The organism is Stenotrophomonas sp. pho (assembly GCF_006228405.1).
Lineage (GTDB): Bacteria > Pseudomonadota > Gammaproteobacteria > Xanthomonadales > Xanthomonadaceae > Stenotrophomonas > Stenotrophomonas sepilia.
The window spans coordinates 2851135-2864482 of sequence record NZ_CP029759.1 but is presented as its reverse complement, the minus strand read 5'-3'; the positions used below and the strand labels follow the sequence as shown (position 1 = coordinate 2864482).

The window sequence follows — 13348 nt, the reverse complement described above, 5'->3', positions numbered from 1 at the left end:
GCCCCGCGAAAGCGGGGCCGTTCTGTATCCGGGGCCGCTGGCCGCCGATGGCTGCCAGCAATCAGTCCATCAACGCGCGTGGCCGTAGCGGGCGACTTCGGCGGCGACACCGTTCATGTGCTGCACTTCGTCGCGCTGGCCGGGGTTGATGGCGCGGTTGCCATCGTCCACGAAGCGCAACGGCGTCGGGTACAGCGGCAGCTTGTTGCCGGCGCCGATGACCGGAACGCCCTGCATGCCATTGACCTTCAAGCCCAGTGCCTTGCCCATTTCCTCACGAAGCATGTCGGTGGAGCAGAGCAGGTTCATTGCCACCGCAAACTGCTTGCGCGGCTTGGAGTGGTGGACGCCGTTGCAGCCATCGGCCACGCCACCGAAGAAGACCCCATCGGCACCGCTGTCGCTGATCACTTGCGATGCGTGGTTGGCGATCCACTCGGGAATGGCATAGGTCGGCAGGTAGTACGGCACGGTGATATTTCGCACCGCCGCTTCACGGAAGCGGAAGGTCGCGCCGGAGTTGTCCAGTGCATCGTTCGTCTTCTTCAGGCTTTCACGCATTAATTCCAGTGCCATGTCCTTCGAACCGATCTCGCCGAGGCGGTCGGAAACGGCAAACACCACGTCGACAGTGGTCGTTTCACGAATCCACTTGTAGTCCCTGAGGCGATAGGACACCTGCTCGCCCGGCAGGATTTTGTCCGACACTCCGGGGCCGACAATCGTGGTCGTCCTTGGTGTCGGATGCGGCCGGACGCCGGTGACATTCTCCACCACCAAGCGTGTCAGGCGCTGGTGCGCATTCGGCAATGTGACCGTGCCCCCGCCCGTGGACACCCAGGTGAGCTGTGCGGCGGCGTTGTCGACCTCGCCACCACGCTCCTTGTCGACGTCGATGCGCTGTACCGGGAAGCGAAGTGCGTGCCAGTAACCGGAGCCAGGGCCGTTGTCGTTGACGAAGATGAACTCGAACGCTTCGCCAGGGCGGGTCCAGATGTGGGCCTCGCGATCAAAGATGTTGCCAGCGCTGATCTTCAGTCCATAGCCTGGGTCGATCACCTTCGAGTCAGCGATCTTGAACCTCCGGCGATCACGGTCCGAGGGACTATCGGGGAAATTCAGATAGTAGCCCCGGAAGTTCTCGTTGGTGGCCGTGACCAGTGTGCGTGCCGTACTCGTCTTTCGCGATGCGTCATTCGGAAGTACGGGGCGATAGGTTGCATGATTCAGTTTCCACACGCGGAAGAAGGGATCAAAGACGTAGTGGTGCACGTCACCCGACTCGATCCGCAGGTTCGAGCGCGGGAACTGCGTATCGGCTGCGATGACCGAGCTCGGCCACGTTGCCGTGTGCCGAATGGTAACCGTGTCATAGGAGTGTGCGCCGTCGGGCAGGCCCACCTGGCCGACATGCTGCCCATCACGGAGATTGAGTACCGTTGCGAGCTTGCGTCCGTTTGAAGGAATGCGCCAGCGCGCTTCGTTCGGGCCATTGATCTCGCGCAGGTGCTTCGGGGACAGGCGCCAGGCCATGCTCATCCTGTTGCTGACGGCCAGGTTCTGGCCGGCGGGCAACATCACCTTTCTGACCTCTGAGGGCAGATGGGTGAATACACCGTCGACCTCCAGATGGCGGGGCGATGTCGCCAGGTTGGCCAGATAGATGGAACGCTCGGACAACGACAGCGAGGTGGGCAGCCGCACCCGGTCCTGCCAGTCATCATTGCGTAGCGTGAAGTACAGATTCGTATAGTTGCCCGGCAGCAGCTCCCGGTAGGCGTTTGATGCCGGGCTCAGGAAGCCGATATGGGCCTTTGCCGCTGCGGTTTGCTGAGAAGTGGCTGCGTCTTGGGCAAGACTGGCCCAGGACGGCAGTAGTGCCGCCAACGCAAGGCTGAGGTGCTTGAAGTTCATGTGTCCTCTCTCTCTGAAGGGTGGAGCGCAATCAGCCGCGGAACGGCGAGTACGCTGCTGCATGGTCGGTGCAGTACCGGACGGGAGCTATCGGACGTTGTCGGTAAACGATGCGAGCAGCCTTCGATGTGTTGGATTTTTTACAGAGTCACCTCGAGCAGATGGAAACCTCCGCGACGTTGTTCGCGTGTGCCAAGCGGTCACGGCTGCCCGCAAAAGTGCGGCTTCCGTCATCCACGATGTAGTTGGTATCGGGCCCAACGCGATTGTTTCCCCGCACATCCAGGGAGCGAAGGAACAATCAGCCTTGGGCGTAGGCCGGTTCTGGAGGGCTGTGGCCGCCGTCGCCCAGGCGTTCTACTTGGTGGCGTGCAGAGGAGGGCATCGCTTGGGAATCGGAAGTCAGACAGGCAGCATTGGAATCGGCAACCTCAGTTGCGTTGGAGCAGTGGCGAGGTATGCTCTATCCACACTTCCAGGGCCCCACGCCTGATGAGCGACACCCCCGCATCGCTTTCCTGGCCAGCACCGCCGAACCTGCACAGATGGCCCGCGCGGCGATGATCTCGCGTTATGGCGATCACGCGCCCGAGCAGGCCGACGTGCTGTGCCCGCTGGGTGGCGACGGTTTCATGCTGCAGACCCTGCACCGGCACGGGCACCTGGGCAAGCCGGTGTTCGGCATGAAGCTGGGCACCGTTGGCTTCCTGATGAACCAGTACCGTGGCGACGATGACGTGCAGGCCCGCATTGCGCGTGCCGAACCGGCCAACCTGCGCCCGCTGGAAATGGTGGCGCTGACCGAGTCCGGGACCAGCACCGGCTCGCTGGCGTACAACGATGTCTCGCTCCTTCGCCAGACCCGGCAGGCGGCCCATATCGGCATCGACCTCAACGGCCAGGAGCGGGTGGCCGAGCTGATCGGTGACGGCGTGCTGGTGGCCACCCCGGCCGGCAGTACCGCCTACAATTATTCCGCGCACGGCCCGGTGTTGCCGCTGGGGTCGCATACCATCGCGCTGACGCCGCTGGCTCCGTATCGGCCGCGACGCTGGCGCGGGCGATCCTCAAGGCCGACACCGAAGTGCGCTTCCGCGTGCTCGATCCCTACAAGCGTCCGGTCAGCGTCACCGCTGATTCGCACGAGACCCGCGATGTGGTCGAGGTGACCATCCGCGAGTCGAGAGACCGTCGTGTGACCCTGCTGTTCGACCCGGAGCACAACCTGGAAGACCGGATCCTGAGCGAACAGTTCGTTTTTTGAGGACAATGGGCGGCCGGCCCCGCCGACCGCTTGAAGGACCCCCACCGATGGGCGACAACTCCCCCCGTTTGCTGACCGTCGCGGTCACCTCGCGCGCGCTGTTCGACCTCGAGGAAAGCCACGCGCTGTTCGAGAGCGATGGCGTGGCGGCCTATGCCGAGTTCCAGCGCCAGCATGAGGACGACATCCTCGGTCCCGGCGTGGCCTTTCCCGTAGTGCGCAAGCTGCTGGCACTGAACCAGGGCGCCAGCCCGGAGAACCCGCGGGTCGAGGTGATCCTGCTGTCGCGCAATTCGGCCGATACCGGCCTGCGTATCTTCAACTCGATCCAGCATTACGGCCTGGGCATCATCCGTGCGACGTTCACCGCTGGCGAGCCGACTTGGCCGTATGTGAAGCCGTTCGGCACCGACCTGTTCCTGTCGGCCAACCCGGAATCGGTGCGCAGTGCGCTGCGCCATGGCATCGCGGCGGCGACCATCCTGCCCAAACCACCGGGCGAGACCGCTGCGGCAGCGGCCGACCAGATCGATACCGGTCGCCCGGCCGGCCAGCTGCGCATTGCCTTCGACGGTGACGCAGTGATCTTCGGTGACGAGAGTGAGCGCATTTCGCGCGAGCAGGGCGTGGAAGCCTTTGGCCGCCACGAACGCGAACGCGCCCGCGAGCCACTCAGTGGCGGCCCCTTCCGCGGCTTCCTGTCGGCCCTGCACACGCTGCAGGAAGTGTTCCCGGCTGGCGACAGCGCGCCGATCCGTACCGCACTGGTGACCGCGCGGTCGGCCCCGGCGCACGAGCGGGTGATCCGTACCCTGCGGGAGTGGGGCGTGCGCCTGGACGAAGCACTGTTCCTCGGCGGCCGGCACAAGGGGCCGTTCCTGCAGGCCTTCGGTGCCGACATCTTCTTCGATGATTCGCAGCACAACATCGACAGTGCCCGCGAGCATGTAGCCGCCGGCCACGTACCGCACGGCGTCGCCAACGAGGGCTGAGCCCGGTAGCTGTTGGCATCGCGGCGCAGCCGCGCCCACCAAGGTGGGCGTCTACCAGAGCGGGGTACAAGGCGGCGGCAGCGCCGGGCCATGCCCGGCGAGCGCAGCGGCATGGGGCTACGGGCTGCCCGACATCCCCAGCTGCAGGTCCACCACTTTCCAGCGCAGGCCCTGCGGCTCCAGCACCACCTTCATCGGTGGCTGGCCGGGGCCGCGATCCACATCGATCACGAAGCGGTCCAGCGCTTCGAAATGATGTTCGGCATTCTTCAACGGCCGCGCCGGTTCAGTTGCGCCGAAGGCGTCGCCACCCTGCAGTTCATTGCGGCCACGCTTCCACAGCACGTGGCCCTGCAGCATCGCGCCGATCCCGGTCGGGGTCACCATGGTTTCCACCGCGGCCCCCCGAGCTGGTCGCCGAGGCCGTAGAGGAGGGCGCCGAACGGGCTGGCCGCCACGTCTGGCCCGGCCTGGCGCACCAGGTAGTCATTGAGCTGCGCGCGCAGGCTGCTGCGCACGCGCGGGAAATCGACGTAGCGCTCCAGGCGCGCAGTGTCGCGCTGCTCGATGGCCTTGGACAGGCCATTGACGGTCAGGTACGGGCCGCCGAACCACCAGGCCGCCAAGGCCAGGACCGGCAGCACAAGCAGTGCGGTGAGCTTCTTCATGCCGGACAGACTGCCGCAACGGCGGCAGTGCCGGGTGAAGACTCACTGACTGGGCGAACCACGGCCATCACCGAAGGCATCGACCAGCCGTTGCCGTTCCGCCGGAGTCAGCGCCTCCAGCCGCGTCGCCAGCACTTCGTCCAGGCTGCGGGTGCGGGTGGTGCCGAGGATGCCGCTGGCAACGCCGGGATGGCCCAGCGTATAGGCGAAGGCGGTCTGGGCCGGGCGCTGGCTGTGGATCGTGGCCACCGCGCGCCGCATCTGGCGGGCACTGCGCATCAGCTGGCGGCTGCTGGGCTTCAGCCACGCGCGCGCCAGATACCAGCCATCGGCCAGCCGTGGCAGGCGCGCACGCGCGGGCAGCAGGTGTCCTTGCGCCAGCACGGTGCCGGCCAGCACGCCGATGCCCACTGCCTGCAGCCGATCGATAAGCGGTTCTCGGTCCTGCTGCAGGGCGTTGTAGTCCAGCAGTACCACATCGAAGGCGTCCGGATGGGCGATCATCCAGCGCAGGGTCGAGGCCGAGTGGGTGTTGATGCCGGTGTACCGGATCAACCCACGTTCGCGCAGGCGCTGCAGTGCCGCCAGCAGGTCGTCACTGATGTCGTGTTCGCTGGCGCCATGCAGCTGGTAGACATCAAGATGGTCCAGGCCTAAGTTGCGCAGCGACGCCTCGCAGCTGGCGGTGATGGCCGCGGGCGAGAAGTTGCGTTGCTCGGCGCCGCTGATGCCGGCCTGGCCGGTCAGCGTGCCGCCCTTGCTTGAGATCACCAGTGAATCGCGCGGGTACTGCTTCAGCAACGGGCGCAGGATGCGGCCCAGGCGCGGCTCGGCATGGAAGCCGGAATAGTTGTGACCGGTATCGAGCAGGTTCACCCCGTGGGCAAGCGCATGTTCGACCACGGCAGCCGCCTCATGCTCGGGGAAGCGGCGATGACCCCAGAAGCCGGAGCAGCCCAATCCGATCGGTGAAACGGCCAGGCTGGTGCGGCCGAGCACGCGCCGCTGGCGGGCCAGCGGAAGATTCTGCGACATCAGAATTCCAGGTCCAGCGCAGCGCACAGGTAGTCGACGAACGGGCCGAGCGCGGCCAGGTCCTTGCCCAGCGTGGACAGCAGGCGTGGGCCGGTCATCGTGGCGTCGTCCAGCGAGCGCCACATCACCCAGTTGCGGTGCTTGAGGTCGTCGATGAACTCGAAGTCGGCCGGGAAGCCACGAGGGGGACGCACCAGCTTCTCGCTCTCCTCGAAATCGAAGCGCTTGCGCAGGGCCGGCGCGTGCGCGGCGGCCTTCCAGCTGCCCGGGTTGTCGAGGATGAAATGGCGCACGCGGCGCTGGGTTTCCGGTTCCGGATGCCACAGGCCGGCGCCGACGAAGCTCTCGCCGGGTTGCAGGTGCACATAGAAGGACGGCGCGGCCACCTCTCGGCGGCGCTCATGGAACAGGCGCGCACCCTGCCAGGTCTTGTACGGTGACTTGTCGTTGGAAAAGCGCGCGTCACGGTGGATGCGGAACAGCGAGCCACCGACGCCGCGGGTATCGGCGCGGAAGTGCTCGCTGACCTCGGCCAGTGCCGGCTGCAGGTCGCCCAGCAGGCGCAGGAACGGCTGCCGGACGTGGTCTTCATACTGCTGGCGGTGGTCGTTGAACCAGGTCTTGTCGTTGTGCCGCGCCAGACTGCGCAGGAACTTGAAACTGGCGTCCGAGAAATAGGTGCTCACAGCGTCTCCTGCAGGTGCTGGCCCCAGTCGCGCAACGATTGCAGCAGGGCCTGGCGCCGCGCGTCGCCGGGCGCTTCGGCGGCCAGTGCATCAAGCTGTTGCTGGTACTGGGGCAGGTTGAGTTCGCCCAGGCCGCCGTCGCCGAGCAGGCGCTGGCGGCGGTAATCCTGCCAACGCTGGTGTTCGGCCGGCGCGAGGCTGCCGGGATGGTTGCGTGCGCGGTAGCGGAACAGCAGCTCTGGAAGGCGCGGGTCGCGGAAGCGGCCTTCCAGCGCGGCCAGCTGCTCCGGCGCGGTGGTGCGTGCCAGCGCGAGCAGCGGCTTGTCGCCGTTGCCGAGGAATCCGTCGTACAGCGAGGCATCGACATCGGCCACGGTCGCGACGCGGGGCTGGTTGTAGACCTGGCGTGCCTTCTCGGCCAGCTGTGGAGCGAACGCGCGCAGCCGTTCCACCTTGGCCTCGATCGCGGCCACGTCCAGGCCGAGGCGCGCATGATCGTCGGCGCGCAGGTGGTTCCATGCGATCAGTGCCGGCACCTTGTTCAGGTGTACTTCCTTCAGCGGCACGCGTGTCACGCCTTCGGGCAGCTCGCTGGCCCGCATGTACAGGCGCTGTGCGATCACCTCGGGCGGCAGCTCCAGCAGGTCGTCGATCTCGCCTTCCAGGTCGAACACGATCACCCGGTTGTTGATGGTCGGGTGTACGGCCAAGGGCAGAACCGGTGCGGCGCAAAGGCGGCTGGCAGGGTAGCGCATGGAAATGTGCAGGACCGGCTTCATCGCGGCCACGTCCAGCAGGCCGCCGACGAAGCGCTTGTCGCGCAGCTTCAGTGCGTACTCCCACAGGCGCGGCTGCGACTGCTTGAACAGCCGAGCCATGCCGATGGTGGCGCGCACGTCTGACAGCGCTTCGTGCGCATCGCCTTCGCGCACGTTGTTGGCCTCGGCCAGGTGCTCGAGCTTGAACGAGGTGGCGCCGTCTTCGCGCAGCGGCCACCGGATGCCGTCCGGGCGCATCGCGCGCATCAGCCGCAGCATGTCCAGCAGGTCCCAGCGTGAATTGCCATTGCGCCACTCGCGCTCGTAGGGATCGTGGAAGTTGCGGAACAACCCGTAGCGGACGAACTCATCGTCGAAGCGCAGGGTGTTGTAGCCAAGTGCGCAGGTGCCGGGGCGCGACAGCTGCTCGTTGATGCGGTCGAAGGCTTCGGCCTCGCTGATGCCCTCGGCCAGGGCCTGCTGCGGGGTGATGCCGGTGACCAGGGTGGCCATCGGCGAGGGCAGCAGGTCGTCTGCCGGGCGCACGAAGAAGCTGACCGGCGTGTCGATCTCGTTGAGGTCGGCATCGGTGCGGATCGCGGCGAACTGCGAGATGCGCGTGCGCCGCGGGTCCTGGCCGAAGGTTTCCAGGTCGTAGAACAGGAAGCTGTCTGCCATCAGTGCGCGCCCTCCAGGACCGGCAACTGCGCGTGGACCTGCGTTTCCAGTGCGGCCCAGTCGATGTTGTCCAGTGAATCGTGACCGGCGGTGGCTGCAACCAGCAGGTCGCGCTGCAGTTCGGTGCGGCGCAGCGCCTCGGCGTAGGGCGTGTGCAGGAAGGTGACCATCGTGTAATGCGGCACGAAGCGGGTCGGCCAGCGCCGCTGCAGTTCCTGCTCCAGCTCGCGTTGCAGCAGGAATGCAGGGTCGGCCACGCGGTCGCGCATCTCCAGGTAGTTCTCAAGCGCCATCTGCTGGATGGCACGTGCATTCGGTTTGCGCTCGGCTTCGAACGCGGCGAACGCGCTTTCCAGGTCATCGGCCTCCATCAGCTGGCGGGCCAGTGCAACGCAGTCCTCGAATGCGCAGTTCATGCCCTGGCCGTGGAACGGCACCATCGCATGCGCGGCGTCACCGATCAGCACGGCGCGGCCCTGCTGATGCCAGCGTTCCAGGGTGAGCGTGCCGAGCAGGCCCGGTGGGTGTTGTTCCCAGTCCTTGCGCAGGTTGGGAATCAGCGGCAGGGTGTCGGCGAACTCGCGCGCGAACAGCGCCTCGGCCTGCGCGCCGGTGTTGACCGTGGCAAAGCTGGGATCGCCCTGGTTGGGCAGGAACAGGGTGACCGTGAAAGTGCCTTCGTGGTTGGGCAACGCGATGCACATGTAGTGGCCGCGCGGCCAGATGTGCAGCGCATTGCGCTCGATGCGGAAGCCGCCGTCGGCGGCCGGCGGGATCTCCAGTTCCTTGTACGAATGGTCAAGGAAGGCGATGTCCTCGCCCAGCGGCGCACGACGGTTCATCGCCGCGCGCAGTGCCGAGCCCGCGCCGTCGGCACCGATCAGGGTGTCAAAGCGGATGTCGTGCGGGCTGTCGTCACGGTCATCGATGAAACGCGCGTAGCCCGCGTCGAAATCCACGGTGTGCAGGCGGCGATGGAAGTGCACGGTGGCACCAGCCTGTTCGGCCAGTTCCAGCAGCGTGGTGTTCAGATCGCTGCGATGGATCGACCAGATCACCTCGCTGTCGTCGCGGCCATAGCGCTGCAGCTGCGGTTCGCCGTCGCGTGGATGCACCATGCGCCCGCGCATCATCACCGCGCGCGCCATCACCTCGTCTTCCACGCCGGCCTGGCGCAGTGCATTGCGCCCGCGCTCGGCCAACGCCAGGTTGATCGAACGACCGCTCTCGTAGTCGGCAATGCGGGGATCGCCACGGCGTTCGTACAGGGTGATGCGCCAGCCTTGCCGTGACAGCAGGATGGCCAGCAGGGACCCGGCAAGGCCGGCACCGATAATGCTCAACGAGCGGGAGGCGTGTGCGATCAACGAACTGTCCAGCAGCAGGGGAGGGGGCGGCTTACAGGCCGGCCCAGGCTTCCACTTCCTCGACGAAATGGTGCACGTCCAGGTAGCGGTTGTAGAGCGGGGTGGGCGAGATGCGGATCACGTCAGGCTCGCGCCAGTCGCCGAGCACGCCGATGCCGCGCAGGTGCTCGAACAGTGCACGGCCACGCTCGCGGCCACCGATCACGCGCAGTGACAACTGGCAGCCGCGGCGCTGCGGATCGGCCGGGGTAATGATGTCCAGCACCTGCGGCAGGCGTGCGCGGACCAGTGCTTCGAGCAGGCCGGTCAGCGCCAGCGATTTGCTGCGCAGCGCCTCCATGCCGGCACGCTCGAACAGGTCCAGCGAGGCACGCAGTGGTGCCAGGCCGAGGATCGGCGGATTGCTCAACTGCCAGCCTTCGGCACCGATGGCGGGGGTGAACTGGGGCGCCATCTGGAAGCGGGTCGATTCCTCATGGCCCCACCAGCCGGCAAAGCGCGGCAGGGTGGTGTCGCGATGGTGGCGCTCGTGCACGAACGCGCCGGCCACCGCGCCCGGGCCGCTGTTGAGGTATTTGTAGTGGCACCACACGGCGAAATCGGGCGCCACCTCATGCAGGCGCAGCGGCAGGTTGCCAACCGAGTGCGCCAGGTCGAAGCCGATGCGTGCGCCCTGCAGGCGTGCGGCGCGCGTGATCGCATCGAGGTCGAAGGCCTGGCCGGTGCGGTACTGCACGCCGGGCCACAGCACCAGTGCCAGGCGCGGGCCGTGCTCGGCGATGGCGCGTTCGATCGCGGCCAGCGAAATCGTGCCGTTGGCTTCGTCCGGCTGCACTTCCACCAGACACTCGGCCGGGTCGAAACCATGGAAGCGGATCTGAGCTTCCACCGCGTGGCGGTCGGTCGGGAATGCGCCGGCTTCCATCAGGATCACCGGACGCTGCGTGGTCGGCCGGTAGAAGCTGACCATCATCAGGTGCAGGTTCACGCTCAGCGTGTTCATCGCTACCACCTCGCTGGGCAGTGCGCCGACCACGCGGGCCAGCTGCGCGCTCACCAGGCGGTGGTAGGACAGCCACTGCGTCGGGCCGGTGAAGTGGCCTTCCACCGCCAGTTCGCCCCATTGTTTCATCACTTCCTGCACCGCTGCCTGCGCACCGCGCGGCTGCAGGCCCAGCGAGTTGCCGACGAAGTAGGTCTGCTCGCCGCCTCCATGGCGCGGAATCAGGAATTCGCCACGCAGCGGGCGCAGCGGATCGGCGGCGTCCAGGGCGATGGCGTGGGTGCGGCTGAGCAGGTCGGACATGGTCGGGCAACAGGCTGCAACGGGACCGCCAGTGTAGCGCCTGGCGGCGTGCCTGCCGCCGAACCTGTAGAGCCGAGCCCATGCTCGGCTGCCGGGCCACGAAGCCGAGCATGGGCTCGGCTCTACAGGGGCGGGTGCTCAGCCCGCCGCCGGCACCGGCAGCGGATCCACGTGCCCGCACTGGCTGCAGGTACGCAGTTCCAGGCTGGCGTGGTAGCGCGCAAACACCTTGGGCAGGTCGGTTTCGATGTTCTGCAGCGGGAAATACTCTTCGTGCAGCTTGTGGTTGCAGCGCTCGCAGTGCCAGATCACGCCGTCCATCTCATGCGGCAGCCGCTTGCGCTCGACCACCAGGCCGATGCCCCCGGGCGGGCGCCGCGGCGAGTGCGGCACCTTCGCCGGCAACAGGAAGATCTCGCCGGCGCGGATCGGAATGTCGCGTACCGCGCCGTCCTCCTGCACCTTCAGCACCATCTCGCCTTCGAGCTGGTAGAACCACTCGGGGCCTTCGTCGTAGTGGTAGTCGGTACGCGAGTTCGGCCCGCCGACCACCATCACGATGAAATCGCCGTTGTCGATCATCTTGTTGCCCACCGGCGGCTTCAGCAGGTGGCGGTTCTCTTCGATCCAGGCGTGCAGGTTGATCGGTGGAGCGAGCATGGTGGTCATCCGTGTGGGGATCAGTCGCGACGGCCCTTGCGCGGCACGAAGGACAGCGCTTTTTCATACGCTGGCTGCAGCTCTTCCAGCGAACCGACGTCGATGCCCATTTCACGCACGCGTCCGTCTTTCAGGCTGTAGACCCAGCCGTGCACCATCAGCTTCTGGCCGCGGGCCCAGGCATCCAGCACGATGGTCGAGCGGCAGAGGTTGGCGACCTGCTCGATCACGTTCAGCTCGCACAGCCGGGCGTGCTTGAGTTCGTCGTCTTCGATGGCGTCGAGGATGCCCTGGTGCTTCTGCACCACGTCACCGACATGGCGCAGCCAGTTGTCGGCCAGGCCGACGCGGGTGTTGTGCAGGCAGGCATGCACGCCGCCGCAGCCGTAGTGGCCGACGATCAGGATGTGCTTGACCTTCAGCTGGTCCACCGCGTACTGCACCACGCTCAGGCAGTTAAGGTCGGTGTGGGCGACCACGTTGGCGACGTTGCGGTGCACGAACACTTCGCCCGGCGCCATGCCGATGATCTGGTTGGCCGGCACGCGCGAATCGGAGCAGCCGATCCACAGGTACTCGGGATGCTGCTGCTTGGCCAGCTGGTGGAAGAAGTCGGGGTCCTCCTTCTCGATGCGGTCGGCCCAGTCGCGGTTGTTCTGCAGCAGCTTGTGGATGTCTTTCATGTTCGGGTCCCTGGCGTCGGGTGGGGGCGCACCGCAGCCATCCAGCTGCGACGTCGCGGGAATCGGGGGTGTTCAGCCGCTGCGGGCGGCCTGTTCGCGGTGCCAGCGCATCCACTGCGCCAACTCGGTGGAGGAAGGGGTGCCCAGCTGTTCCAGTTCGGCGATCACGGCGCGCTGGTTGGCGTCGGGATGGTTCTGGCTCAGCTTCAGCTTCAGCTGCACGTGTTCAACCTGGAAACGGAAGCCGACGATGGCACGCAGTTCCGGGCCATGTTCGGCACGCGTGGCATCGAACTGCCAGGCCTGGCCGACGCTGGCTTCGAAGTGGTCGCTGATCGCGCCGACCAGCCCGGCCAGCGCATCGGTATCGTCGAAGGTGTGCAACTGGCCACGCAGCTCGGCGGCGGCGTAGTTCCAGGTCGGCACCCGTGCGGCAGGCTCCTTGTCCGGATACCAGCTGGCCGAGACGTAGCCGTGTGGTCCGTCGACCAGCACCTTGGCCGCACCGCCGTGGCGCGACTGCGGGTTGGCGCGGGCCCAGTGCCCGCGCAGCTCGATGCGCTCGCCCTCGCGCCGGTACAGCACCGGCATCCGGGTCAGCTCCGGCAGGCCATCGCTGCCGGGGTGAGCACCGTGACGAATGGATCACGCGCCAGCAGGCGGTCCAGCCAGAGCAGGTCGGTCTCGGCGAAGGCGCGTGGAGTGAACATGCCTGGATCAGGCGCGCGCGCCCAGCGACTGGATCATGCGGCCGCGCAGGCCTTCGTCGTTGTCGGCCTGCGGCGGCTGCACTTCGTGCAGGCTGAAGCCACGCACCAGCGCGTCTTCCTCGTCCAGACCGTCATACTCGACGAATTCGGCGTCGAACAGCTGCGAACGGGCGGTGTCTTCGCTGTCATAGCTCAGCGTGTTGCCGTCGCTGTCGAGCACCTCAGCGGTGCCGGCCGGGCGAACGCGCAGGCGCGCCCAGATCAGGGTGTTGCCGAGGCTGGCCAGCCACCAGCTGTCGCGCGAGGCGGAAATGTCATTCATGGGGGTTACCAGAGCGAGGCCAGCCAGAGCAGGGCGGCCATGCCCAGTCCGGCCAGCAGGGTCAGCAGCGATACCCAGGCCGGCGTCGCCAGCCCGGACAGCGAGCGGTCCGGCTGCTGGCGATAGTCGCGGCGCAACAGCCAGGCCAGGGCATCGGGCTTGAGGAAGGCGCCGCTGCCGAAGCGCTCGGCGAGCGCCGGATGGCGGTCGCGAACGTGCACCAGGGTCAGCGGCCAGAAGATCACGAAGGCACTGAACCCGGCCACTGCAACGCCGACGAAACCCAGGGCGAAGAACAGGGTCAT

At 66.7% G+C, this 13348-nt stretch carries 11 protein-coding genes and 3 pseudogenes; 2 read left to right on the top strand and 12 right to left on the bottom strand.

What is annotated here, in order from left to right:
• Positions 1 to 69: 69 nt before the first annotated feature.
• A complete protein-coding gene (locus tag DL544_RS13520) occupies positions 70 to 1914 on the bottom strand; it encodes a hypothetical protein (protein ID WP_139727346.1) in 1845 nt (614 codons plus the stop codon).
• 458 nt (positions 1915 to 2372) lie between these two features.
• Here DL544_RS13520 and DL544_RS13515 point away from each other — a divergent pair.
• Positions 2373 to 3178, top strand: a pseudogene (locus DL544_RS13515) (NAD kinase).
• A 47-nt stretch (positions 3179 to 3225) separates the two neighbouring features.
• Positions 3226 to 4170, top strand: coding sequence for a 5'-nucleotidase (locus tag DL544_RS13510; RefSeq protein WP_005417414.1), 945 nt, complete (start codon positions 3226 to 3228; stop codon positions 4168 to 4170).
• Between the two features lie 117 nt (positions 4171 to 4287).
• Here the strand turns inward: DL544_RS13510 and DL544_RS13505 are convergent.
• The 11 genes and pseudogenes from DL544_RS13505 to DL544_RS13455 all read right to left on the bottom strand — a co-directional run bounded on the left by DL544_RS13505 (position 4288) and on the right by DL544_RS13455 (position 13348).
• Positions 4288 to 4838: pseudogene (locus tag DL544_RS13505) on the bottom strand (DUF2939 domain-containing protein).
• Positions 4839 to 4880: 42 nt separating this feature from the next.
• Positions 4881 to 5873, bottom strand: a complete 993-nt coding sequence (locus DL544_RS13500) for an aldo/keto reductase (RefSeq protein WP_065178612.1) — start codon at positions 5871 to 5873, stop codon at positions 4881 to 4883.
• The gene (locus DL544_RS13495; RefSeq protein ID WP_053500718.1) at positions 5873 to 6559 is read right to left on the bottom strand and encodes a DUF2461 domain-containing protein; all 687 of its coding nucleotides are present in this window, start codon (positions 6557 to 6559) and stop codon (positions 5873 to 5875) included. The genes DL544_RS13500 and DL544_RS13495 overlap by 1 nt, the downstream gene beginning before the upstream one ends.
• Positions 6556 to 7995 carry an exodeoxyribonuclease I gene (gene sbcB, locus DL544_RS13490; protein ID WP_065197221.1) on the bottom strand — a complete coding sequence of 480 codons (1440 nt, stop codon included), beginning with the start codon at positions 7993 to 7995 and terminating at the stop codon, positions 6556 to 6558. Before sbcB ends, DL544_RS13495 begins: the two co-directional genes overlap by 4 nt.
• Entirely contained in the window at positions 7995 to 9362 is a 1368-nt protein-coding gene (locus DL544_RS13485) for an FAD-dependent oxidoreductase (protein ID WP_111127397.1), read from the bottom strand. Before DL544_RS13485 ends, sbcB begins: the two co-directional genes overlap by 1 nt.
• 31 nt (positions 9363 to 9393) lie before the next feature.
• A complete protein-coding gene (gene kynU / locus DL544_RS13480) occupies positions 9394 to 10668 on the bottom strand; it encodes a kynureninase (RefSeq protein ID WP_005417408.1) in 1275 nt (424 codons plus the stop codon).
• A gap of 138 nt (positions 10669 to 10806) precedes the next feature.
• Positions 10807 to 11328 carry a 3-hydroxyanthranilate 3,4-dioxygenase gene (locus DL544_RS13475; protein ID WP_049439577.1) on the bottom strand — a complete coding sequence of 174 codons (522 nt, stop codon included), beginning with the start codon at positions 11326 to 11328 and terminating at the stop codon, positions 10807 to 10809.
• 20 nt (positions 11329 to 11348) lie between these two features.
• Positions 11349 to 12011, bottom strand: coding sequence for a carbonate dehydratase (gene can, locus DL544_RS13470; RefSeq protein WP_005417406.1), 663 nt, complete (start codon positions 12009 to 12011; stop codon positions 11349 to 11351).
• 72 nt (positions 12012 to 12083) lie between these two features.
• Positions 12084 to 12721, bottom strand: a pseudogene (locus DL544_RS13465) (FMN-binding negative transcriptional regulator).
• 7 nt (positions 12722 to 12728) lie between these two features.
• Complete coding sequence (locus DL544_RS13460; protein WP_005417404.1) at positions 12729 to 13043, bottom strand: hypothetical protein; 315 nt, start codon at positions 13041 to 13043, stop codon at positions 12729 to 12731.
• Positions 13044 to 13048: 5 nt separating this feature from the next.
• Positions 13049 to 13348, bottom strand: a complete 300-nt coding sequence (locus DL544_RS13455) for a hypothetical protein (RefSeq protein WP_139727344.1) — start codon at positions 13346 to 13348, stop codon at positions 13049 to 13051.

What these genes read in the sequence shown, in the direction of transcription:
- DL544_RS13520 (WP_139727346.1), bottom strand. Translation starts at nt 1,914, where the DNA reads ATGAACTTCAAGCACCTCAGCCTTGCGTTGGCGGCACTACTGCCGTCC.
- DL544_RS13510 (WP_005417414.1), top strand. Translation starts at nt 3,226, where the DNA reads ATGGGCGACAACTCCCCCCGTTTGCTGACCGTCGCGGTCACCTCGCGC.
- DL544_RS13500 (WP_065178612.1), bottom strand. Translation starts at nt 5,873, where the DNA reads ATGTCGCAGAATCTTCCGCTGGCCCGCCAGCGGCGCGTGCTCGGCCGC.
- sbcB (WP_065197221.1), bottom strand. Translation starts at nt 7,995, where the DNA reads ATGGCAGACAGCTTCCTGTTCTACGACCTGGAAACCTTCGGCCAGGAC.
- kynU (WP_005417408.1), bottom strand. Translation starts at nt 10,668, where the DNA reads ATGTCCGACCTGCTCAGCCGCACCCACGCCATCGCCCTGGACGCCGCC.
- DL544_RS13475 (WP_049439577.1), bottom strand. Translation starts at nt 11,328, where the DNA reads ATGCTCGCTCCACCGATCAACCTGCACGCCTGGATCGAAGAGAACCGC.
- can (WP_005417406.1), bottom strand. Translation starts at nt 12,011, where the DNA reads ATGAAAGACATCCACAAGCTGCTGCAGAACAACCGCGACTGGGCCGAC.
- DL544_RS13460 (WP_005417404.1), bottom strand. Translation starts at nt 13,043, where the DNA reads ATGAATGACATTTCCGCCTCGCGCGACAGCTGGTGGCTGGCCAGCCTC.
- DL544_RS13455 (WP_139727344.1), bottom strand. Translation starts at nt 13,348, where the DNA reads ATGACCCTGTTCTTCGCCCTGGGTTTCGTCGGCGTTGCAGTGGCCGGG.